Genomic DNA, 23,240 nt, shown 5'->3' with positions numbered 1-23,240 from the left:
GCGTCAGGAGTCATGCTCTTTCAAAGAATTTCTTGGCATTCCTTGAAGCAGAGGATAGTTTGTGTACCCACGCAAATTGGCAGCTATCCACTGCTTCTCAGAAATACCGTTTCTTCGGCTTGGATTCTTGCTTTACCTGAAGGTTCTGCCTGCAACGTCGAAAGTTACTACAGCCCCAAAACTGCGAACCGATTTTAGCGCCTTTCTTACTGGTACGCAGAACCATTTTTATATCGCAGGATGGACAGGTGGGTGTTTTATAATCACCGGCAATAGCGATTCTGGTTAACGATTCCTGCTGTTCTTTTGGGAGTTTAGAAATCGCGTAGATCAATTGTGCTCCAGAAATAAGCTTCAGCTTTTTTCCAGAAGCGAAGCTCTCAGCTTCTGTGGTAAAACTACTGGAAGGTAAGCGTTCAAGCAGGGAGCAGACTCCCCCTACTTGTCGAGATCGGCTTTTAATGGATTGGCCCCGAATTTCTCTTTCCAGAGTCGCGGTATCAGTTCCCTGATATCACGGGCCGGGTGGAGGCTGATGCGTTGGAGAACATCAACCAGGTATTTGTAGGGATCGATGCCCGCCAGCTGGCAGCTGGTGATCAGCGTCTGGAACACGGCAACATTGTCTGCGCCTTCTTCCGTCCAGCAGAACATCCAGTTCTTTCTTCCCATCGGGATGCAACGAAGGCCACGTTCAAGATGATTGGTGTCTATCGCTACCGTTGGATCGTTCAGGTAAACCTGAAGCTCTTTTTCCCGCTTGTGAACATAGCCCAGTGCCTTGCTCAGAGGGTTGCTGGGAACCAGGTCAAGCCGTCTCAGCTGCTCCCGGTTCCATTCAAAGAACTGGTCAACCAGGGGTTTGGCTTTTTGTTGGCGATAATCACGCAGTACGTCGCCTTCCAACCCCTGACGACGGATGTCATCTTCAACCTTGTACAGTGCGCCGATCTGTTTCAGGGCTTCTTTGGTCGCTTCGGGTTCCGCTTTTTCTGACTTGACGAAATAACGTCGGCTGTGTGTCCAGCACTCGGCATGAGTGATCTTTGGGTATTTCGAGCAAAGGCTAGCGTAGCCGGGGTAGCCATCTGTGAGTAATACCCCTTCAAATTCTTTCAGGTAAGGCTCAACCACATCACAGGAGCGGCTGTCGGAGTAGATAAAGGCTATTTCTTCGTGGTCGCCATAAAAGCACCAGAAGTAGCCTTTTTTCATTTTACCCTTACATTTCAGCCCAGCTTTTGAGGGTGTTTCATCCAGTGCCAGGGTGTGACTTTCAAGGCAGCTGTTCAGTACTTCATGGGCGACAGGTTGTAACAACTGGCCAGCACGCTGCTCCAGATTGGTCAGCGTGCCACGACTGACGGTGATACCGCTGGCTTCCAGTCTCTGATGTTGACGGTAAAGCGGCAGGTGGTAGCGGTATTTCTCAACCAGCAGGCCAGCTATAAAGCTCACATCGGCAAAGCTGCGGTCAAACAGGCCGGAGGGGGCTGCCGCCGTGCTCAGGGTTTGGTCTGCCTTATGGCGAACGACGTCCCTCTGGTATTTCAGAATAACGTAACTGCCCGGTCGCTGCGCCAGACGATGGGTATATTTATGATCAATGATTTCATACTGGTCGGCGTCTTCACCCTGCATTTCAGGAGCCGGAATATGAATCAGCTCAACAGGTACACCTTCCGTGAAGCGCAATCCCTGATCGGTAACACAGTCATCCGGCCTGTGCTTCTTTCTGCGCTCATAGGTGATGGTTTCTGTTTCCGGAACTTCTGGAGACTCAATGTTCTTGAGGATCTCCCCGAGAGCCAGCTGGTCCGGGTTTTCTATCAGTCTCTTTTCCGATTTTTCACCAAACAGCTGTTGTTTAAACCAGGCCAGCTGATGTTTGTAGTGGTCAAGTAAAAATGGACACCTGATTAAGCCGCTTTCCTGAATTCCTGTTGCTCAAAGTCCACAGGGCTCACGTAATCAAGATAGGAGTGAAGTCTGTGGTTGTTGTAGAACAAAATGTAATCAACAACCGCTGCTTCAACATCTGCTCTTGTTTCGAAAATATAATGGTCAGTCCTTTCCCTTTTCAGACTTCCAAAGAAACGTTCGGTCACCGCATTATCCCAGCAGTTTCCCTTACGGCTCATACTGCAGATCATGCCGTACTCTCTGAGCTGAGCCTGATAGTCCAGAGAAGCATACTGACTCCCCTGATCTGAATGGTGGAGTACTCCCGAGCCAGGCTTACGACTCCACCACGCCATTCTCAATGCCTCTAACGGCAGTTCTGTAGACATGCGACTGTTCATTGACCAGCCCACGATTTTCCTTGAATAGAGGTCCATAACCACTGCCAGATACAACCATCCCTCGCGAGTCCATAAATAAGTAATATCTGTCGTATAGACCTTATTCGCCTCCGTTACTGCAAACTCCCTGTTCAGGAGGTTTTCTGCAACTGGAAACTTGTGCCTGCTATTCGTCGTCACCTTGAATTTTTTCGCATACTTCACGACCAGCCCCAACCGCTTCATCAGTGTTGTTGCCTGATGACGACCTATGCTGTAACCCTTACTACGCAGTGCTTTTGCCATTCTTCGGCTGCCATATGAGCGATCAGAGTCGACAAAAATCTGCTGTGCATCAGCCTCCAGGCGGAACTGTTCAGCCCTGGAGTTCTCCTGCTGAGTCTGTTGTTTCTGCCAGCGGTAAAATCCGCTGCGCCCAACTTGCATTATTTTGCAGAGTACCTGCACCGGATAGGCCACCTTCTCCTGTTGTATGAATGCAAACCTTACAACAGTTCTTTCGCGAAGAAGGCCGTCGCTTTTTTTAGGATTTCCTGCTCCATTTTTAACTGGCGATTTTCAGCTTCCAGTTCTTTTATTCGCTGTTGATCAGGCGTCAGAGCTTGCTGCCCTTTGCCAGGAAAAGACCTTTCCTTTTTTTCATTCTGCTCCCGTATCCAGCGTCTCAGGTTGCCATCATGGATACCAAGACTTCTGGCCACTTCTGAAGCAGCCTGCCCCTGTTCAACTACCATAGCAATGGCTTTACGCTTAAATTCTGGAGAATAATTCTTACGCTGCTTTGTCACTTTCTACCTCGTCATCAACTGCACTATTGTGCTTAACGAGGTGTCCTAAGTCATTAAACCACTTCAATGTAGTCATGGCAGTTGTTTGTAACAAAGTTATAACCCTCTTTCCAATCGTTGGCTTTATTCGCCTCAGCCTGCCACATTATCTTGTCGTCATATCTTGTGTTACCACATTGATATTTATTGATGTTTTTTCGGTCATCAAATAACCCGGTTTTAGTAAAGCCGGTATTATCTCCCGTACCGTCCTCATAGAACGCATGCTCATGGAAAATGCCAAGATTTGTTCCAGTTGCCCCTGAACTCATATAATCACCAGCAAAAGACAGCGGGCGGCGACACACTTTTAGCAACCCCAACGGGTCAGTATCTATTATCGGGTTATCTCTTCTTCCAAATGCCATAAATAAGCATACAGCCATACATCAATATTCCTAACTCTATAACTATTAATACAGGATCCATTCTTTTCATCTTCTATTCATTTGGCAAGAGGCAACAACTCAGCAGGGAATGATACAAAGCGAAAATATAGAAGTAATGACCCTGCACCAATATATACAACAATAGATTGATAATAGTCGCTTTTTTCTTCTTTGACATTCCTTGTATACCAACGCCCAAACAAATATATTCGTCCTTTGATGATCCCGTAGCCGATCATAGTAAAATAAAGCACTATCCCCATATCCACTACAAAGACAACAAAATTAATTAATTCAGCTTTGCTCATAGCAACTATTTAACCCTGCAAAATTTACTTTCTGCAACACTCATTGCAGCCTTAGAAGAAAGCATAGCTGCATACATTATTACTATCGCTATTAAGGGGCCAGAAAAGAAAGCTAAAAGGCCTAACACTGTTACTAGAATAGACAAAGCTATCAAATAATTTAAACCCTCACACTTATGGTCAATTTTTGCGTAATCCATGATCATTTTCACATTCAGACCTAAAGCAATTATCGCAGAGAGACCTGTAAGAAGCGTTATTTTTAAAAATGGTAATGCAAAACCAATAAATCCAAGAATATCATCATAACCTTTTTTTTCGGGGTCAATAAAACCACCGTTACTACCACCACTTATTTTATAAGCTCCAGCTCCAGTTTCTGGATCTATGATCAAATACCCTGCACCAACCCAACCATTTAAGACAATATTTTCCTCATGTGCTGTCACCACTTTACCAGCTTCTACACTCTGACGAATTTCTTGCCTGATTCCTAAATCCAACTTTATGTTAGAGATTACTTCATCCAAATTACTGTTTGTGATGGTAAATATTTTCTGCCCTGCACCAGCAGCTACAGCTAGAGCTTTGACTGCACTGATTCCTTCAACAGGGGAATCACTTGAAGAAACAAGCTGTTCTGGCACAAGATGCTCCATTGCAGAAGTGCGTGAACCACTTGTTTGATTATTTTGCACCCAAGCTGCTAGGTCATTTCTTTTATGAATACTCATGGATGAATAATTATCCACATCCATAACTAAACCATTAGTTTGGACATCTCGTGCTATACCATACCAATACATAGGTATAACATTAGTCATAAACAAACCAAAACTTGGAGCCCGGTATTGCACAACATCATTACTTTCTGCGGCAATTTGATCCTGCAGATCATTTAATCCAAAGTAGCTAAAGATAGTGGAATACACGATATCTCCAAGCAAATCATGCTTGGACATGTCAGATATATCTGAAGACTCAATCTTGGATTTTGTATTTTCCATTCTTTGCTGCATTTGTTCTGCCTGTTTCGCAGATACCCCCTGCAAATCCAACCCAATAGCACGGTATTCACCCGCTACTGGTTTATTATTTGCCTGAGTCCAGCCATGGGTTGGAGAGTACAGACCAATAGTACTATACAGTTCCGTTCCCATAGTGCCTGCATCCTGAGCCAGCTGTACTTCGCCATCTACTGTAAACTCCGCGGTCATATTAATAAGGTAACCGGGTAATGTATCGGGCAGTTGGGACGGATCAATTGGGCTGCCATCTTCATTGGGTTGTGGCAAATAGCTTGCGATGATCTGTTCATCATCTTCAGTACTGGGCCGGAAGGACAGTGCGAGTTTCTTGCCAGCCACTTCAACGGTGGGCTGCTCAAAGGTAAAGAGGGTTGTACCTGGCTGACCATAAAGCTGGGCTTGCAGCTGGTATTTAAACTTATGACGCAATTTCTCAGGCACTTCTGCAAACCGTTCACTGGTAGCCAATACCCGGTAAGGCAGTCCTGCTGCCAGTGGCGCTGCAGGCTTGACCTTGACTTCCTGCAGTCCCAGCACTTCACCTACTGTGGCATCAGGGTTCTGATTAGCAATGTAGTCTTCCAGTTGCTGTTGGTATGCCTGTAATTGCTGTTCGATAGACTGCTGTGGCAGATTCTGTACCCAGCCCTGCTCTTCATTAATAGTTGCATTGGCCTGGATATCATCTACCAGAGCCTGGGCATCAAAAGGCACTTGTTCCTGCAGTGCCATACCATCGGTGAATTCATACTGTTTAAAGCTGGCATCCATTGGAATCCAGTTATCACCTGTACGGTTTTTGACACCCCGACTAGGCTCAAAATCTACCCAGGCTTCAGCCCAGGTGTGTTCCATTCGTATCTGAGTTACTTTACCGCCATAAAGTAAACCAGTATTGGGTATACCTCCTTGCCCCATTAAGTTCTGAGCGGCTGCAGGCACTTCCACACCACCTACCCAGTTCATCACTTTCTCTACGGGCACTTCTACCGTGCCATAAGCATAACGGGCAGGAATATTGGAGGCTCGTAACAAGCCAATCAACAAACTGGCTGTGTCGGTGGCATTACCCCGGCGAGTATCCAGGGTCATGGCAGCCCCCTGAATGGAGCCATAGCTGGGAATAAAACGGATGTTATTGTGTACCCAAGAATAGATTTCGGTTGGGTTATAGTTCAACTCAGCAGCCAGTGTTCGCATCTCATCTGTGATCACTATATCAGGTGTTTCCTGCAAAAAAGTATCGGCAGGCTGCCCTGAGTTTTTGGCGCTAAATAGTGCTGCAGTCACTGATGATGGCAAAGGCCCATTGCTGGCAACCTGTACACCTTTATAGGAATCAAGACCCAGAGCACTCTGCAAGTCAAAGTTTGTCACCTTGGGTTCCCGAACTTTGCTATTCGGATTACTAAAGGGGAGTTTATTGGGATCAAAGGGGCTGTGGGAACGTTTGAACTGCTGATTTTCCAGAACAGCCTTCAATTGTTGCCAGAGCTCATTGGCACGATCCAGGTCCTTCGTAGTTAACAGTTCTTTCAAAACGGCTTTAGTTTCAGAAAACTGTTGTTTGAAAGTGGCCATTGCTGCAGCCTGCCGTTTGGCAGCTACGGCTGGAAGCTTTTTATCAGAAATATGAGTCTGTATCTGATAAAAACCACCCATAGCATCAGCTTCTATTGCCAGAAGGTCTGTCAACAACCCTTGCAGTTGTTCTCGCTTATCAGAACTGAGTGGATCATCATCTTGCCAGAAAGCCAGGGTGGAAAATAAGCCCGGCTTTTCTCCACCCATAGACTGATTTACTACAGCATCCTGTAAGGATTGCAGGCGACGGGAAAGCTTCTGCTCAGGGGTCTTCTCACGAGCCACTGTAATCTGCGCCTGTCGTTGCTGTTCTTTTTCAATATTATCTGCAACAGCCTTACCACTGGGGGAAATATAAAACACAAAGGTAAACAGGCTCATACTGATTATCGATGTCAACTTACCTACGCAACCGCTTCTGAGCGATTCCATCCCTAGCCCTGTCATACCTAATTCCAACCACTTGTATTTATCTGTCTTGTGAAGGTTGACCCGCCATCAGGTCGGGTCAGTCCAGCGATTTCATTATTGTTTTTTCAACCTGCTCTTCAGGAACTTCCCTCAGAGACACTGCAGGGGAGGTTCAACTTTCAGAGTAAAGTACTGAATCGCAGTATCTCCACAACCGTCTGAAACTCGCACAATTACAGGGTATTCTCCGGGTATTGGGTAATCCCAGCTGAGCACGCCCTCATCACTGATACTCATCCCTTCGGGATATTGATCCAACTCAAAAACAGGCACTGCCTTTTTATCGTGGATCACATCGATCTTGTACTGGTAAGGTTCAATTTCCAGCACGCTGGTAACAGGATTAGAAGTAATCGTTAACTTAACGGGGTTCCTGACAAGACTGACTTCAATCAAGCCAATCGATCTGCCTGACTGATCGACAGCCTTAAAACCAAGTTCGGTACTATCACTGGAAGCAGTCACCTGATAGCGTTTGGTGACCCAGCCTTTGTCAGAGCCGTCCAGCGTAGCCAGTCGTTTTCCATCCCACCATACTTCAACCTGGTTCGTATCAGCCGTTTCACATTGCCCCCACATACATTTCTCCTTGTGATAAGGAGCCACCTTTGGTGTGTAGCTGAACTCAAGGGTATAACTGTCTCCTGCGTCCGTCTTAACAACATGTGTTAACTCAGAGTTCTCACGAGCGTCCAGAACCAGTCTTGCCCAGCCTTCTCTGGTGTACGTTCCTGCCTCTTTGTCAGACTGGGTTTCAAAGGGATTCTTACCATAACTCTTCCAGTCAGGCGTTTTATCAAAGAAATCAAAAAAGCCGTTTCGACTGGATGAATGATCCTCAAACGGTTCACTCGTAATCAGGTTTTCATTAGCACTGTCATCAAATGAACAGCTCAGGCTCACATTATCAATGAGTCCGCCCATAGCATCTGATGTACCTGCGGCTTTTAGGGTCAGTGCTGTTTTCGCATCGCTGGCTGTAACCTCATAATGTTTGCCCGTCCAGTGGTGATGCTCACCTGAAATCGTATCGATGTGTTCATTACCCCACCAAACTTCAATATCATTGGTATCATCTGGCCAGTGAACACTGGGTACGTAGCCAAGAGTCAGATTGTACTTCTGCCCAACCCGGGTCGTGATATCCTGGCTAATTGAACTGTTTTCATAACCATCCAGCTTCAGCGCCGCATCACCATGAACAGCCCAGCTCTTGTCAAAGAAGGTTTTGAGATCGTAGTCCTTATCCCAAATATAATTTTCAAAATATCTGTCTGTGTGCTTACGACCCCAAGCCTCATAGTCTATATGGTGGCTCTTTTCATTGATCCAATCTCTATGCTTCCATAGTTTATAATCACTCTCCGCAGACCATCCTTTACGTTTCCATGCGTTATATCTCCAGCCTGTCCGGGTTTCGAGGATCTTGAACTGCTCATGTCCGGTCGCTCTCCAACCGGGTATGCTTGAAAAGAGCCCCCAGTAAAACTGTTCGAGTACGCCGTGTTGCTCAAAGGAGCCATTTTTCACGAGGTTATTAAAACGGAATGAAGTGCATTTTAATTGAACATTATCAATCAACCCGCCTACACTGTCGCTTTCACCAACGGCATGGAAAGCCAATTTCGACAGATTATATTTCGCTGACAGTTCGAATTGCAGTGTTTTCCAGCCTACCTTATCGCCCTCAAGGGTCGTGATTTTTTCATGACCCCAATAAACGTCAATATTGTTAGTTGTTGGCTTACTATCGACTTCCACACGAGGAGAGTAATCAAGAATCAACAAGTACTGATCACCGGGTACTGTTTCAACCCATTGAGCAATCAACGCCTTACGATGAGCATCAAGCTCCAGTACAGCCTTACCATCCGTGGCCGCCTGGGAAACTCCGGAGGTTTGAATTTCAAATTTGTTCTTCAGAGCTACCCAGCCAGGTATGTGTCTGAAGACACCCCAGTCGCCATACTTGAGATATCCGTGGCGTTCAAATGAACCATTGACCAGTAAATTAGTACTGTATTGAGATGTTTTTACTTCTGCTACGGGCACCTTGGCAGGACAAGCAAGCGTATAACCTGCACTAGCCAAGGCAACTTGCTCACCATCAATCTCTGTTTGTAGTACGCAGGCATGTCCACCAGGGTTGAGGTTGCCGGTATCTATCAGATGAGTATATTCAGTTGCAGCCCCAGGGTTTAGAGTCACTGAAGATTCACCTAGTATGCCAGAACTTTGCCCTCCAACATCGACCATTGAACGACTCATCAGCAGATCATCAGAGGTTTTAGTACCACTGTTTTCAACAGTGAAATGGCAGATTTGAGGCTCACCTATCACCAGTTTACTTTCATCAGCCGTCACTTTTCCCTTAAGCGCAGCAAGTGCATTTTCCTGAACCAGGAATTCGGCCTGGGAAATGACAATTTCACCCCCCTCCTTGTTCACCAGCCTTGCTACAATTTGATAGTTGCCTTCCAAAGCCCCCTTGAGATCAATAGCACTGAATCTTTGCTGCAGACCACCAGACGCCAGTTCAAGTATATCCATTACTTCACTGAAAATGATGGTTCCATCCGGCGAAATGAATGTGACGTAAAGTTCAGAAGCTTCAGCTACAGCATTGACGGACAAGTTTTGAACCAGGTTTTCAGCCTTGACGTTATCGGTCGTGTGGTAGACCTGTCTGTCGGTTGTCGTTCGAATATTGATAACCGTGACATCTTCTCCACCTGAACCAGAAGCACTGATGGTAAATTTCTTGTTGGCAGTGGCTATTTGGCCAGTGAGATCGTCTTTAACATTTATACGGGCAATATATTGGCCATTCGCCGTATCTGAAGTGTTCCATAGACTTTGAAAGCTGACCGAGTCACCCGGCCCCATTCCGGATAACTTTTCACCTGAAACCTTCGCAACCTTACTTCCTTCAGAATCGAATATTGAAACATCCGCTACAGCTGTGCCAATGGTTGTACCCGTATTTTGAACGACTGCGGTGAGCATTACATCGGTATCCGCAGGATACTGGTTACTGTTCGTACCGATCGATGGCACATAACGTGATGACAGTACATCAATGACCTGTTGCCCCAGTGACTGATAAACATCATTACCGTTGATATCCCGGTAATATAAATCGAGCGCTTGTGTCACCACTCTTTTTTCGCCTGGCACAGGGTTCTTGAAAGTAATGTCGTAGCTCAGGTCCTCAATCTGATCAATCGTGATATCGTCAAATCGCCATTCAATAAGTGTACTTCCATCTTTTTGGCTGACGTTATCGGGTTGAATTGAAAAAGAACTACTGGCCAGATCGATATCTGCATTAGACAATTGACTGATGACCTGAACATTGGTCAGTCTTTTCTTGTTATCAAGACTGATCGCCCTCTTTACCTTGTTCCCAGCCCCATCGCTGATAACCAGCACACCTTTGCCCGGTAAGTCTTTATTAATGACATCAATATTGAACTGCACCTTTAACGCGCCAGGAACAAAGCTTTTAGTCTTGAGTGTCAGGTTTTCAGCGCCTTCTTCAAGCTCGACCCTGAAAATACCGGTATCGCGATCAATCACGCCATCGTCATTCAGGTCTTCGCCTTCATCGAGCTGGTTGTTTTCATTGATGTCTTCTGTACGTCTATCGAGTCTATTGTTTTTATTCAGATCTTCGCCTTCATCAATCAATGAGTTCAGGTTCAGATCTTCAAAATCACCTGCGATACCTTCGATGCTTCCATCAAGCTCAATGAGTTTAACGAATGGCGCAAAACTGTCACCTGTGGAGTTAATCAAATCAAAGTTCATCCCGCCCGGGTATCCGTATGAGTCATAACTGCCAAAACCATATACATAGATACCAAAGGGATTAGGGCTGGAAATGGTATGAGAGCCTTCAGACACCTTGATCTGTGCCCCACTGAATCCGCTATTACCAATGTCTTCAAACTGATCTGACGAGATGATCTCTCCATCAAGCACAATGGAATTTATATTATCTTTTGGAACGACAACATTGACATAGTTATTAACAAAACCAAGGCTCTCTTCGAGCGACGCAAATGTATAACTCTTTAAAAATTGCTCAGCAGGGGGTACCAACATCATAAAGGGGTCGGATATAATCCCGTCACTATTTTGCCCTTGAGAGTATTGAGCGACAAGAACAGGCTCGTTACTTTCTATTACAGAACGGGTCTTTAATATTTTTTCAACATACTTCCCTTTACTCAAGGTCTCAACAACTTCTCCGTTAATTTTAACCTCAGTATCATCAGAAAAAGCTAATATACGAAATACATCCCCACTTCGCCGAGTAGCCAGAGGAACCGTCACAAATGATCGACCCCACGTTGAAACAGGGGGCAGCATTTCGCTCAGGTGATCACACGCTCTTACTCCAACGGGTACGTTCGCACACTCAACACCACTGAAAACAGAAACAGGAGCAGAAGAGTTGATTAACGTACCTGTTAGATCACCACTACTGCAGTAATTCCCGATGAATCCTGAAGCACTACAGCCACGAGAGATACAGAAGAGGTAAAAAAATCATGCCCGCACAATTCTTCGACTAAAATTGCATATTACTCAATCATTGTCGTCGAGTCAGTCATGGGTACGGCTATTCAGAAAAATGTCAGGCAATTCAGTGCTTCTTACTTGATAAAAAAGGTATCAGAATGCTTCGACAGCATTCCAGATCATCGTCCAAATAAATGCGTGATACCCTTTCCTAACTTTCTGAAATCTGCTTTTGCGATGATGCATCAAAAGTTCGATTCACTATTAGGGTTTGATGAAGAGCGGCTTGATGAAATCTGCTGTCATAATCTTGAAAAGCTCTATCACGTAAAAGATGGCAAAGTTCCCTCCGATACCAGAATGAGAGAGGTTGTTGACCCGGTTAATCCACTCGGGTTGAAGACGCCGTTTAAAGAATTGTTTTCTGTCGTTCAGCGCAATGGTGCTCTGCAAGCTTATGCATTCGAATGTGGCAAGTTGAAAGATCTTTATCTGCTTCCTATTGATGGTACGGGTCTCTTTTATTCGGGAACCTGCCGCTGTGATGACTGCTGCATTAAAAACGAGGGCAAAAAAAGTGAAACCTTTTACCACAATATTATGGGGGGCTGTATTGTCCACCCTTCCAGAAAAACCGTCATTCCTTTAGCGCCGGAAGCAATTTGCCGACAGGATGGTTCCACAAAAAATGATTGTGAAAAAGCGGCAATAAGACGTTTTCTGGCGCAGACAAAACATGACCATCCACGCCTGAAACTGGTGATTCTTCTGGATGGTCTATATGCGGACAACCCTACCATTGCTCTGATCAGAGAGCATGGCTGGCACTATATTATCGTGGCCAAAGATGGTAACCATGTGTCGCTTATTGAGGCCATGAATGCCCTTTATGACGAAGGCCAGGTTCATCACCACAAAATCGTTGATGAGAAAAATAACACGACTCATAAATTCCGCTACGCCAATAACGTCCCCCTCAATCTTCAGGATGAAACAGAGCGGGTTAATGTTCTGGATTACATTGAAATCGACAAAAAAGGGATCCAGCATGTCTGGTGCTGGGTAACTGATCTTGAATTAACCGATGATACCGTTGAATCCGTGATGCGAGGAGGCCGTTGTAGATGGCGCATTGAAAATGAAACGTTTAATACCCTGAAAAATCAAGGCTATCAACTTGAACACAATTACGGTCATGGCGAAAAACATCTGGCTACGAATTTCGCCTACCTTACTTTTCTCGCATTCCTGGTTGATCAGATTCAGGAATTTTCTTGTCCAAAATTTCAGCAGGCTTTAAATAAACCAAAGAAGCCTACACGAAAGCGATTATGGAGGAAAATCACCAGCTTCTTTCTCACGTTAATGATTGATAGCTGGGACAGTTTGTTTAAAGCCATTGCCCATGGTGCTAAAGCACAAAAGATAGCTTTTGACACATCATGATTTGGCAAGATAGCCAGAATTTTTCAGGGTGATGATAGTTATTTTTCTTAGCAGCGAAAGTTGAGGGTTCTCTTGTGTTTTCAGAAATTATGAGTATGTCAGTTTTCTGGTTGTGGCAGCTGACGTGTATTCATCGGGAGTAGCTGCCACTACTGGGATCATTGAACAAAAAAACTTCATTAGCGTCCAACGTAACCGTAAACGGCTCTCCTTCTTGCCTGCCATGTGCGCTTAAAATAGGTGTAATGGTAACATCGGTACCATCGTAAACCCCGGTTACTGAAAACTCAGAGGGCAAGCTTCCTGAGAGCCCCTTGTAACCAAGTATCGAATATTCAGTCCCCAAAGTATCAACGGACAATCCATAAAAAGCATCTGTTGTATGTTGTTCTTGGCTTAAACCATACACAGCCACTTTAACGTCGCTTGTTACACGTATCCCAAGATTTGAAATACTATTTACGCTTGGCTCATCTGTTTTGGATGGAATTTCTATACGAGCAATAGAGTTTGGTTCAATCGAAAAATCTTTTACAAAATTAAGTCCTGGTATGAGTACAGTGCCACTTGCGCTCTGTTCACTGGATATAATGACAGATAAGCGAGCACTACCACTATGATTTGGCATAAATGACAGCACATAATTTTTACCACTATTGCCATTTGCATAAGCATTAGCAGCGACCAATGCAGTTATTAATATAAGGGCGAGAGCCATCACCAATGTAGAGGTGTCATTTTCCTTGATTCTCATTGCTCAACTCCCTTGATCTTTACTTCAATGGTGATTTTTCTATCCCCATCAGGAGTAATAACCTTCTCAGATATGCTTTGCTCAGCTTCAACTCGAACAGTAGGGGCAACCTCTACAGAGATTTCCTGAATTTCGGGCGATAACTGCGAATCACTCAATTCAACAGTAAACGGGTAGCGCCCGCTTTCTTTGAAGGAGTATTCCATATCCAGCAAATCGATTGATTTTTCTGTATCACTGCCAAGCAAGCTCAGCACTGTATCTGACTCTTTTATAATGTCAGTGCCAGCATCACGCCAAATCGTTTTAAAGGTGAAATCAGATGGCTGGTTTGAGCGATTAATTACATCAGCCATTAACAACACTCGCTCTGTTGCGCCAACATGAGTAAATGCTTTGTTTAACCTGAGATTGACCTGAGCCAATGCGCTAGTCTCAACAATCGTAATAGTGGAGTATTTCTCAGAAAGTAGTTGCTTTGTAAATTTGTCATAAGCAGACAGCTTAATGCGATATCTACCCGCCGGTTTATTCGCGGTAAACCAGTTAGCGTCTACAGAAACAGATTTTTCAGGTAGAATCACAATCGGATCGCCGGGTCCAATCCCCCCCGCCATACTACCAACAGGTGTTGCAAAGAGAACCCTGTCAGCACTATCCAGAACTTCTATATACAGTTGCGCAGTCTTCGGAACATCGCCTGCATTCTTAATAGTCGCTGTAATTGAAATGGGCTCATATGCTGAAAAGTCAGAACTTCCTGCCCCTAGCTCAGTAACGCTAAGACCACCCAAATCTGAGGGAGACAAAGAGACGTTGAACTGTAATCTTCCATGCGCATCCATATCGACTTCTGGCAGTTGACTCCAATACCCTGACGCACTTACCAACAATTTGAATTTCAGATCTTTTACTTCATCAAGAGTGTATGTTCCGTCAGACAGTGTTTTTGTTGATTGATCCGAACCATCAACTGCTATCGTAGCATTTTGAATCGGAAGTCCGCTGACAGCATCAATCACTTTACCAAACAAGGAACTATTGTCGTCTACCCCTTCAGACTTTTTAACAAGCAGCACATTCCCTACATTAACCTTATTTCCTGCACTTGCTATAAACTCAAGCGACCTTTCCTGATACCCCCCTTTTGACACAACCAGAGTGATCTTTCCAGCTTCCAGATCATCAAGAGCAAAACGGCCATCGCCATCAGTTAACACCGAGGCAGTAGAACTCTGTACTTCAACTCTGACACCCTCAATGACTTGACCTGAGTCTGAATCAACAACCACTCCTGCAACTGAAAGTTTTATGTCCTCAGGCTCCCCTTGTTTAACAAGAGATGGGGAAAAGAGCATTTTCTTTCCTGCTTCCAAATCTGCATCCACAAAAACTTCTCTATACCCAGGCACTGTCACTTTGATCTTGTATTTTCCCGGTTCTAATTCAGCTTGATACTGCCCTGAACTGTCGCTAATTATTGTGTATTTAACTTCACCTTTCTCGTCTACAAGCGATAGCGTAGCGCCACTTATGGGCACTTCAGAATTTGTTATGAGTATTTCACCGGTGATTACTACTACATTGGGGGCAGCTTGAAGCCTGACGAAGCCAAGGTTTACAACCTGGCTTTTTGTTACTTCAGCTGTCTGCTTAACTGCTTGGTAACCTGCAGTTGAATAGACTATTTCATGTTTTCCGGGCTCAACATTTTTAACAACAAAATAACCTTTGTCATCGGTTCTGGAGGCTCTATCCTCTTGACCCTTAACGCTAACAACAACATCACTCAACGGGAGGTTTTGGTTGACAGAGAACACCCTGCCACTGAATGTCCCAGCCGTTGGCTCTTCAGGGAAGGTGATATTACTCGCAAGATGAAGAGCCCGGAGAGATAAGGCTGTTACAAAAACATCTCCACCCCAAGATCCATCAGACAGCTGACTAGCTTTCAACTCATTTACCTGGGTGCTATACAGGCGGGAATCCCGAATCTCAGGAATGATTGCAAGCAAAGCAATGGATTTTTTCCAAACCCCATCCAAACCAGAATCAACCGGTGGATTTTCTAACAGGTAGTACCCTATTTCACGTAAAGCATCGGGAATATCTTTATATTTAAACCTGTAGGGTTGAAGCGCTGTATAGACAAGAGAAGTTACGGGAATGGAAGACTCATTAGAATCATAGACAGAATAAGCTCCGCTTTTATCCTGCCTGTCTAACAAGTACTGAATAGCGGCTGCTTCAGCCATTTGATCTTGTGAAACTTGTGATATCGCATAAAGCGCTACAGCCGTATCGAATACACTACTATCATATCCCTCATGGCTACCAAACCCGCCATCCTGATTTTGACGACTCAGGATCTCATCAAGTTCAGTAGCAACAGGAACGCCTTGTCTGATTTTATGAAATGTAATGGCTGACAGAGATTCAGTTTCAAGACTCTCCAGCTTAAAACTCTCCAAATATTTTAGCGCATTAGCCTGAATAGAGGGATCTACATTTCCCAGAAGCCTCAAAGTAAAGACAGCCTCAACCGTAGATCTTGAAACGCTGGTTAGATCAGAGTCACTAAAAATACTTCCATTGTCTGCTACATTTTTCTCAAGAAATTTCGTATTAAGAGCCCACAGACTTCCAATTTTTAGAAGACAAAACAGATTGATAGCAAAAATCAAACAACATGAATACTTGCTTTTCTTATGCACTCTACTATCCCTTGCATATTTTTATTATGTTGAATGAGCCGAGCTTCGCTTCAACTACATCTAGCCAACTATTACTACAAGTCGTGTAACCCATAATCACAACAAAGAATATTGACGCAATAGTATACGACATATGTTGTATAAATTATCCTGAGCAATACTACAGCACTTGTTTTAAAGCCTCAAGTAACACGGCAAAAACAGGCCCTTTCGCAGGTTGGCTGATCATTTTACTCGACTCTCAAGTTTCTAATGCACGAGTGTTTGATATTCAGGCAAACGATACTTGAGTGAAGCAGTTGGCATCATTCTCCCCAGCTCCCTGCCCGCCATATGCTTGCTGGATATTCTCACTGGCCGGTAGTCTTCCAGAGACTCCGTCAGCTTCTTGAACTGCTCCTGAGGATTTTCTGACTCCACAACTGTCCGGATGATATCCAGCAACGCATCGATTCTGAGCTTCTCGACCAGACAGCCAACGGTAAGCGCAGGCTGCTTGTGTTCCAGGCGGGCAGATTGTTCAGGATGAAGGAGCAACATATGGTCACACAGCACGCTCAGGATCACGCCACGCTCAGACCCTTCAATGCCTTGCTGCAAGGCTCTGTTGCACCAGCCTTCATGAAGTTTCCAGTCCTCAAAGAACACCTCGATCAACCACCTCAGCGTGTGAAGCCGGGCAATATCATCATGACGCCAGGAAACATCCGTGGCGGCCAGATAGCGATAGTCGTCCTCTCCCTCGTATTTCAAAGCAATAATAAATCGCTTCTGCCCATGGGCTTTGACCTTGAGACGGGCAGACAATACCGTCACCTTTTGCTCCTTTCCTCCTCGTATGACCAGCGTTTTTTTAACGCCAGGCCCGAGATAACTGTCAAAATAGGTCTTCAAATTAACTTCTTTGTTTTTGTAGATCACCGTCTGGTTCCAACGGAGCTGGCTAACCACCTGTGTTCCCGAGAAGACTGAGGAAGCTCCATCCATAAAATGGGCATCACCATAGAGAGCATCCGCCAGGATGCCGGTGACGTTTATATCAGGAAAGTGCCGTTGGAAAGCCTGAATCATATCCAGTGCCAGTAGCTGTTTTGTTGGGTACTCACTGTTGGGCTTTGGCTTGGGAGGCCGATCCTTTGGAGGAACTCCCTGTTTTTTCAACAAGTCTCTTTTCTTCCGCCATTCGGTCATCTTCGGGTCGGGCATGTAGAACCGGAAGTCAATGGGAATGGTCACCAGCGGAGTTTGTAAAACCAGAAAGACCAGCTCCTGACCGTTGACATAACCACTGGTCTTCTTCTCCCTGATCTTGTGGGTCTTGCCTATCTTTTTGGTTCGTTTGCATCGTGAGCGCCCGGTGTCGTCAATGAGAAGATTTCCCTCTGATAAACCATAGCGGTCAATAATGACGAGAACACTAATGCGTAGCAGTAGATGCCAGACAATTTCGGATCGGTAAAACATCCACCATAAGGCGGCTGATGTGTATTGGCCAAGGCTTCGACGTTCCATGGTTGCCCAACAGAGCTTCTGCGTCAGAATCATTGCCGAAATGACAAATGCTAGAAAATAGCGTTGCTTGATAGTCAGTCGCTGAGCTTGCGGATCACGACGTAAAGCTTGATCGAGATGATCAATAAATTGGGTAGCGCAGGGAAGAATACGTATGAGCATGGTTACATGAATGTTGCCAATACATTACTTTGCAACCAAGCTTGGTACAGTAGGCCTCCTGTTGCCACGATGAAGACTCTGCGCAGCTAAAGTCCGAGTAGCAGCAGTGAGACCTGCTCAAATTTGACCCAATAATCAGACTAAAACTTTAGAGTCGAGTGAAAGACATCGAATATGACTTGCCGCTCCTGCCAGAACCTGTCGAAAGCATTGCCATAGGTCTGGATGGAACCTGCATGTTGCTCTGTGAAAACGGCTGGAGAGAAGCGATGTGTGGAACCCTGAGTCTTTAATCGGCCAATGGTGATGATCGATTGCACACTATTTATACCGCCAGCTCACCTGAATATGGCAAGCATAGCTTTATGGGCAAACTGGACGAGGAGATTGCAAAACTAAAACGCCTTTACCCGCAAGCGACTTATGTGGGGGTCGCTGATGGTGCTAAAGAAAACTGGCGCTATCTGACGGAGCACACCTCGGCTCAGATACTCAATTTTTATCATGCCTCGGAATACTTGGCCGGGGCAGCAGAAGCATTATTTCCAGACAGTAAAGCCAGGAGAAAGCTCTGGTTAGAAGATAGGCTCCATAACCTGAAACACACGTTCGGTGCGGCCAGGAAAATACTTACTGATTTCCAACCATTATAGGTAACACTGCCTGCAAGCATATCTGGTGTCATGCAACCTGAAAAAACCTTTCACCACTTCAGGCATTTTTTGTAGTGCTCGCATCTTGCTACGAACAAAACTTGTGAACTCATCTTTGGTCTTCAAAGCGACTTTTCCCAGCTTTTCTTTGAGCTGATTCCAGACCTGTTCATCAGGATTTAACTCCGGAGAATAGCTTGGCAGTATGTGCAGCCCAAGCAGCTTCGGCTCTTGTTCTACATAAGCTTTCGTATATTTTGCCCGGTGTGCAGGATGACCATCTGTGATTATGATCACTGGCTTGTCAACACTTCGGACCAATGACTTCAGATAGTCAACAAACATAAAGCGATCCATTTTCCCGGTAAATGTCCGGTATCTCAGGATACCTTCTGAACTCACTACAGAAACAATGTTCAACCTGTGTCTGGAGCCTGTTGTTTTTACAACTGGAGTTAGTCCTTTTACGCCCCATGTCCTGCCACGATGGCACTCAGATTTTGCTGTAGATTCATCCAGAAAGAAGATGATTGCATCTTGTTCTTCTGCTTGCCGAAGTATCGCGGGATAACGCTCATCAAGCCATTCTTCTATTTTTTTTTATCCTGTTCCCAAGCCCCCCAGCGAGGCTTTTGGGGCGAGAAACCCAAGCGTTTTAACAGTTTGCGAACACCGCCAGGTACATACTTGACCTGAAAAGTCTTTTCAATGAGTGCTGCTATGATCTGGCATGTCCACAATGTAGTTTGGTAGCCATAATCAATAGGTGTTCGGGTTCTCAGAAGTAGCTTTAGCTGTTGCTCCTGAACGGCTGACAGTCTTGGCTTGGGGCCAGTTTTACCTGTACGGGTTTTCAGGCCGTCCCAGCCACGCTGTTTGTATCGGTCTATCCATTGATAGACTATTTTTCTTGAGGTTCCATACTTGTGAGCAAGATTTGTAGGACTCATACCTGCATTCCAGTCCTTTATTGCTTTGAATCGAATTTCTTCCCTGATGGAGTCTGAAAGCCTGCGACCGTCAATATTATTCATTACTGCCTCATTTATGGAGGTATGAAGGTATGAAGGCGAGAATAATATCATACGACGGTCGTTACCTATAATAGGTACAAATCAATAAGGAAATTGAATCAGCAGAACTCCCAAAAAAGACGACGGCACTGATAGAAAAGCGTTACAAAGCAGTGACCTACTTTACCAACAATCATCACTTAATGAAGTATCAAGAGGCTCTGGAGCAAAACTGGCCGATCGGTTCCGGAGTCACAGAAGCAGCATGTAAGACATTGGTCAAACAACGGCTATGCGGTTCACGAATGAGGTGGAAATTAGCCGGGGCAGAAGTACTTCTGGAAACAAGATCTCTTATCCATAGCAAGGGGCGCGGGGAACAACTGTGGTCTAACGTTATGTCAGGCAAAGTTCTATTTGATTGCTGAGTCAGCTATTAACCCGAGAGAGCACCCTTTCATTGTGCATGGGCTTAAATGAGTTCCTGAGCTAAGAGTACTGATGATAAAAAGTGTTTTAGTGGTTTTCAACAAAATGCAATCTATTTCCTTGAAGTTTAAAGTCATGGCCGTTCTTTTATTTATTAGCTTTAATAGCTGGTCAGTGAATATCAATAAACATGATGTTTACTATCAGGTTCGTTAATAGCTATGAAAATAACAAGATTGACTACAATGCAGTTTGCTCTAATTACAAGAGAGGTTCCGTAGAGAATCGTGGATGTCGCCGCCAGGCACAGCATTATTTCAGGGATCAATGTCATAAATATGGTTCATTTGACATAGAGAAGACTCGACATAATCTCACTAAAAAGAAAATGTACTGTTTAGCCAATAGCCAGTTTAATCCTATCAGATAGTGAAAAATCAGTGTCATGTGGTGCCTCGCTTCAGTTGGGCACCAATACCAAATTTGAACGAAGGTTCTGTGTAGCCAGAATGATGGTGATCTCTCACTCTCTCCCCCACCTATAAACTCTCCCTATAATATCACTCACTTATGAACTAACCATTCATCCAGACCGACAGAGTTTTGTCGTATATTTTATTCTCAGGTGTCGAAAAAAGCTGTCTGTAACCACTAACAACCATTAATGGTTGTACTAAAGTGCATTCTTAACCTATTGATATACATATAACTCATTGAAAGCAAAGGGGGTATCCTTACCCCGTTGTTAATATGAAATATCCGGGCTCGCTTTTTTATTTCGCAATAGCCTGAGGGCATTGGTGGTGACCAGGGCTGTGGCACCGGTGTCGGCAAGGACAGCAACCCAGAGTCCGGTTATGCCCAGCAGGGTGGTGACCAGGAAGAAGGCTTTACTGCCCACGGCCAGAAAAATGTTCTGGCGGATAATGGACATGGTGGCGCGGGAAAGGCCAATAAGGTCCGCAAGTTCTGCCACACGGTTATGGGTCAGCGCACAGTCTGCGGTTTCAAGAGCAACGTCGGCACCCGATCCCATGGCAATGCCGATATCTGCCGTCTTCAGTGCAGGGGCATCGTTGATGCCGTCACCGATCATGGCAACCCGGCCTTGTTTGCGTAGCGACTCTATTTCAGCAGATTTATCTCCGGGCAGGAGATCCGCACGATAGGCCATTCCCAATTGGCTGGCGACGGCTTTCGCAGCCCGTGGGTTGTCACCAGTGAGCATGATACTGTTGATACCCATGGCTTTAAGGGCTGCGATGGCATTCGGAGCCTCGGCTTTTGGTTCATCCCGCAGGGCAATAAAGCCCACCAAATGCCCTTCAACCGTCACCACCGCAATGGTATTACCCTGCTCTTCTAGCTGTTGGAGCTTCTGTTGAGCACCTGTGATCAGATCAATACTGTCCTGTAAGTGTCGTGGTGAGCCAACGACCACTGCTTTGCCTTCCACCTGACCCTGCACACCCAGTCCGGCTTTGGCCACAATGTCCGTGGCCGCAGGGATCCTCATATTCATCTCATCAGCTTTGACGACGATGGCTTTGGCCAGTGGATGTGTTGAACCTGACTCGACGGCTGCAGCCAGTCGCAGGATTTCCTGCTCTGGGTTGGGTTCTTGGTTGAATGTTGAGCGGTCAAACGATGCTATGTGAGTAACGGCAGGCTTTCCTTCCGTCAGTGTGCCGGTTTTATCAAAGGCGACCGTTGTGACCGAACCCAATAGTTCAAGGGCTGCACCACCCTTGACCAGTGCACCGTTGCGAGACGCTCTGGCCAGGGCCGAGGTAACAGCAGCAGGCGTTGAAATCACCAGAGCACATGGGCAGGCGATCAGTAACAGTGCCAGTGCCTTGTAGATCCATTCGACCCAGGACCCGGCAAACACCAGCGGAGGAACAACAGCCACCAGTGCCGCCAGAAACATCATTAATGGTGTGTACCAGCGGCTAAATGCATCAATAAAACGTTCCACTGGCGCTTTTCGCTCTTCTGCTTCTTCGATCAGACGGATGATACGGTCAACCGCACTCTCTCCGGGCTTTGAAATTACCCTGAGTCGGGCAACCCGATCCACAGATAACGAGCCAGCCATCACACTCTCACCGGGGTTATGTTCAACAGGGACGGATTCGCCGGTCAGTGCGCTTTCATCAAAGCTAACGTTAGGCGTTAAGAGTTCACCATCAACGGGCAGACGGCTGCCCGGTAATATTTCGATGATGTCTCCGGGCGTCAGCGTATGGGCAGAAACCTCTGTTTTATGCCCATCGCGGTCAATACGGTAAGCCGTTTCTGGTGTCAGCGCCATCAGTTTCTGGACACCCTGTCGAGCCCGCCCTGCCGCAAATGCCTCCAGATGCTCACCGATCATAAACAGCAGAAGCACCATGGCGGCTTCAACGGTTTCACCCAGAAACAGGGCACCAATGGCCGCGATGCTCATCAGGGTTTCGATGGAAAAGGGAGAGCCACTTCTGGCTAATTGCCATGCTTTGGTCGCAACAGGGTAGAGCCCCCAGAGTGTCGCCAGGTAAAAAAACACGTTGCCAGCAACGGGAAAGGTGCCCTGAATCAATACCGCGAACAGCATAAACGTAGCCAGTGACATAATGCGCCAGTATTTTTTCAGGACACTGCCAGCTGCCGTTTCTGAAGCGGCGTCGTCCTTAACTGAAAAGCCCAGTTCTTTGAGAGTTCTAAGGATGTCGTCATTGATGCCTGCTCGATTTTCAACCTCTACCAGCAGGCGCTCTGTTGCAAAGGTGACCCGAGCCTGAGTCACACCGTTCAGCCCCTTTACGGCATTCTCAATTTTGGCGGCACAGCCCGGGCAGTCCATGCCAGTGATGATCCAGCTTAGCTGCATACTGCCGGATACCGAAGAAGTCTGACTTTCTATTGAAGAAGCTTCTGATTGAGTGTTATTGCCGCAGCATGAAGATGCAGCACAGCTACTTTTCATTGTGTCACTCTGTGGGCTGTCACTGTCGGTTGCGGAGCAGGATGACATAGCTTCACTCGTCATAATATAAAAATATGTTTATATAAAAATAATTTTATATTTGTGGTGCGTCAAGCCATCAAAATGAATATTGTTAAGTGCATTGTGCAATT

General features: G+C 45.6%; 15 protein-coding genes and 1 pseudogene. 2 read left to right on the top strand and 14 right to left on the bottom strand.

All coding sequences use genetic code 11. The features are described from left to right. Nucleotides 1-97: 97 nt before the first annotated feature. From ACO6UX_RS11670 to ACO6UX_RS11635, 8 genes and pseudogenes are all read right to left on the bottom strand, one after another. The gene (locus ACO6UX_RS11670; RefSeq protein WP_422447703.1) at nt 98-334 is read right to left on the bottom strand and encodes a topoisomerase DNA-binding C4 zinc finger domain-containing protein; all 237 of its coding nucleotides are present in this window, start codon (nt 332-334) and stop codon (nt 98-100) included. A 104-nt stretch (nt 335-438) separates the two neighbouring features. Beyond that, a complete protein-coding gene (gene tnpC, locus ACO6UX_RS11665) occupies nt 439-1,641 on the bottom strand; it encodes an IS66 family transposase (RefSeq protein WP_422447701.1) in 1,203 nt (400 codons plus the stop codon). A 141-nt stretch (nt 1,642-1,782) separates the two neighbouring features. Next, nucleotides 1,783-1,860 (bottom strand): annotated as a pseudogene (locus ACO6UX_RS11660) (hypothetical protein); the annotation flags it as partial. A 59-nt stretch (nt 1,861-1,919) separates the two neighbouring features. Then, nucleotides 1,920-3,037, bottom strand: a protein-coding gene (locus tag ACO6UX_RS11655) for an IS3 family transposase (RefSeq protein WP_422447946.1) whose coding sequence is annotated in 2 segments (ribosomal slippage) — nt 1,920-2,824 and nt 2,824-3,037 — 1,119 coding nt in all. Because the reading frame shifts where the segments join, the coding sequence is not laid out codon by codon here. A 107-nt stretch (nt 3,038-3,144) separates the two neighbouring features. Next, nucleotides 3,145-3,516 carry a hypothetical protein gene (locus ACO6UX_RS11650; protein ID WP_422447699.1) on the bottom strand — a complete coding sequence of 124 codons (372 nt, stop codon included), beginning with the start codon at nt 3,514-3,516 and terminating at the stop codon, nt 3,145-3,147. Between the two features lie 59 nt (nt 3,517-3,575). Beyond that, nucleotides 3,576-3,827 (bottom strand): hypothetical protein, encoded by a 252-nt coding sequence (locus ACO6UX_RS11645; RefSeq protein ID WP_422447697.1) that lies wholly within the window; start codon nt 3,825-3,827, stop codon nt 3,576-3,578. A 5-nt stretch (nt 3,828-3,832) separates the two neighbouring features. Further along, the gene (locus ACO6UX_RS11640) at nt 3,833-6,820 is read right to left on the bottom strand and encodes a transglutaminase-like domain-containing protein (protein WP_422447695.1); all 2,988 of its coding nucleotides are present in this window, start codon (nt 6,818-6,820) and stop codon (nt 3,833-3,835) included. 180 nt (nt 6,821-7,000) lie between these two features. Beyond that, a complete protein-coding gene (locus ACO6UX_RS11635) occupies nt 7,001-11,416 on the bottom strand; it encodes a DUF642 domain-containing protein (protein ID WP_422447944.1) in 4,416 nt (1,471 codons plus the stop codon). Nucleotides 11,417-11,527: 111 nt separating this feature from the next. Here ACO6UX_RS11635 and ACO6UX_RS11630 point away from each other — a divergent pair, with 111 nt between their 5' ends. Then, nucleotides 11,528-12,883, top strand: a complete 1,356-nt coding sequence (locus tag ACO6UX_RS11630; RefSeq protein ID WP_422444684.1) for a transposase — start codon at nt 11,528-11,530, stop codon at nt 12,881-12,883. A 130-nt stretch (nt 12,884-13,013) separates the two neighbouring features. Here ACO6UX_RS11630 and ACO6UX_RS11625 read toward each other — a convergent pair whose 3' ends face one another. The 3 genes from ACO6UX_RS11625 to ACO6UX_RS11615 form a co-directional block, all read right to left on the bottom strand. Beyond that, on the bottom strand, nt 13,014-13,637 hold the full coding sequence (locus tag ACO6UX_RS11625) for a hypothetical protein (RefSeq protein WP_422447693.1): 624 nt from the start codon (nt 13,635-13,637) through the stop codon (nt 13,014-13,016). Beyond that, entirely contained in the window at nt 13,634-16,351 is a 2,718-nt protein-coding gene (locus ACO6UX_RS11620; RefSeq protein WP_422447691.1) for a carboxypeptidase regulatory-like domain-containing protein, read from the bottom strand. Before ACO6UX_RS11620 ends, ACO6UX_RS11625 begins: the two co-directional genes overlap by 4 nt. A gap of 249 nt (nt 16,352-16,600) precedes the next feature. After that, the gene (locus tag ACO6UX_RS11615) at nt 16,601-18,025 is read right to left on the bottom strand and encodes a transposase (RefSeq protein ID WP_422447689.1); all 1,425 of its coding nucleotides are present in this window, start codon (nt 18,023-18,025) and stop codon (nt 16,601-16,603) included. Between the two features lie 365 nt (nt 18,026-18,390). Here ACO6UX_RS11615 and ACO6UX_RS11610 point away from each other — a divergent pair, with 365 nt between their 5' ends. After that, entirely contained in the window at nt 18,391-18,678 is a 288-nt protein-coding gene (locus ACO6UX_RS11610) for a hypothetical protein (protein ID WP_422447687.1), read from the top strand. Here ACO6UX_RS11610 and ACO6UX_RS11605 read toward each other — a convergent pair. From ACO6UX_RS11605 to ACO6UX_RS11595, 3 genes are all read right to left on the bottom strand, one after another. After that, on the bottom strand, nt 18,673-19,272 hold the full coding sequence (locus ACO6UX_RS11605) for an IS630 family transposase (RefSeq protein WP_269675920.1): 600 nt from the start codon (nt 19,270-19,272) through the stop codon (nt 18,673-18,675). The genes ACO6UX_RS11610 and ACO6UX_RS11605 overlap by 6 nt on opposite strands. After that, a complete protein-coding gene (locus ACO6UX_RS11600; RefSeq protein ID WP_269674035.1) occupies nt 19,269-19,712 on the bottom strand; it encodes a helix-turn-helix domain-containing protein in 444 nt (147 codons plus the stop codon). Before ACO6UX_RS11600 ends, ACO6UX_RS11605 begins: the two co-directional genes overlap by 4 nt. A gap of 1,153 nt (nt 19,713-20,865) precedes the next feature. Continuing rightward, nucleotides 20,866-23,136: a zinc/cadmium/mercury/lead-transporting ATPase gene (locus ACO6UX_RS11595; RefSeq protein WP_422447685.1), complete on the bottom strand. Its 2,271-nt coding sequence runs from the start codon at nt 23,134-23,136 to the stop codon at nt 20,866-20,868. Between the last annotated feature and the right edge of the window lie 104 nt (nt 23,137-23,240).

Origin of the sequence: Endozoicomonas sp. ALB091 (genome assembly GCF_049310265.1) — a bacterium.
In the GTDB taxonomy this organism is placed as follows: Bacteria; Pseudomonadota; Gammaproteobacteria; order Pseudomonadales; family Endozoicomonadaceae; genus Endozoicomonas.
The sequence above is the reverse complement of the archived record's forward strand: the minus strand, read 5'-3'. Positions and strand labels throughout refer to the sequence as shown.

Excerpts from the sequence above, each read along its gene's own strand:
- ACO6UX_RS11645 (WP_422447697.1), bottom strand. The coding sequence starts at position 3,827 with ATGAGCAAAGCTGAATTAATTAATTTTGTTGTCTTTGTAGTGGATATG.
- ACO6UX_RS11650 (WP_422447699.1), bottom strand. The coding sequence starts at position 3,516 with ATGGCTGTATGCTTATTTATGGCATTTGGAAGAAGAGATAACCCGATA.
- ACO6UX_RS11640 (WP_422447695.1), bottom strand. The coding sequence starts at position 6,820 with ATGAGCCTGTTTACCTTTGTGTTTTATATTTCCCCCAGTGGTAAGGCT.
- ACO6UX_RS11625 (WP_422447693.1), bottom strand. The coding sequence starts at position 13,637 with ATGAGAATCAAGGAAAATGACACCTCTACATTGGTGATGGCTCTCGCC.
- ACO6UX_RS11595 (WP_422447685.1), bottom strand. The coding sequence starts at position 23,136 with ATGTCATCCTGCTCCGCAACCGACAGTGACAGCCCACAGAGTGACACA.
- tnpC (WP_422447701.1), bottom strand. The coding sequence starts at position 1,641 with ATGCAGGGTGAAGACGCCGACCAGTATGAAATCATTGATCATAAATAT.
- ACO6UX_RS11600 (WP_269674035.1), bottom strand. The coding sequence starts at position 19,712 with ATGAATAATATTGACGGTCGCAGGCTTTCAGACTCCATCAGGGAAGAA.
- ACO6UX_RS11610 (WP_422447687.1), top strand. The coding sequence starts at position 18,391 with ATGGGCAAACTGGACGAGGAGATTGCAAAACTAAAACGCCTTTACCCG.
- ACO6UX_RS11615 (WP_422447689.1), bottom strand. The coding sequence starts at position 18,025 with ATGCTCATACGTATTCTTCCCTGCGCTACCCAATTTATTGATCATCTC.
- ACO6UX_RS11630 (WP_422444684.1), top strand. The coding sequence starts at position 11,528 with ATGGGTACGGCTATTCAGAAAAATGTCAGGCAATTCAGTGCTTCTTAC.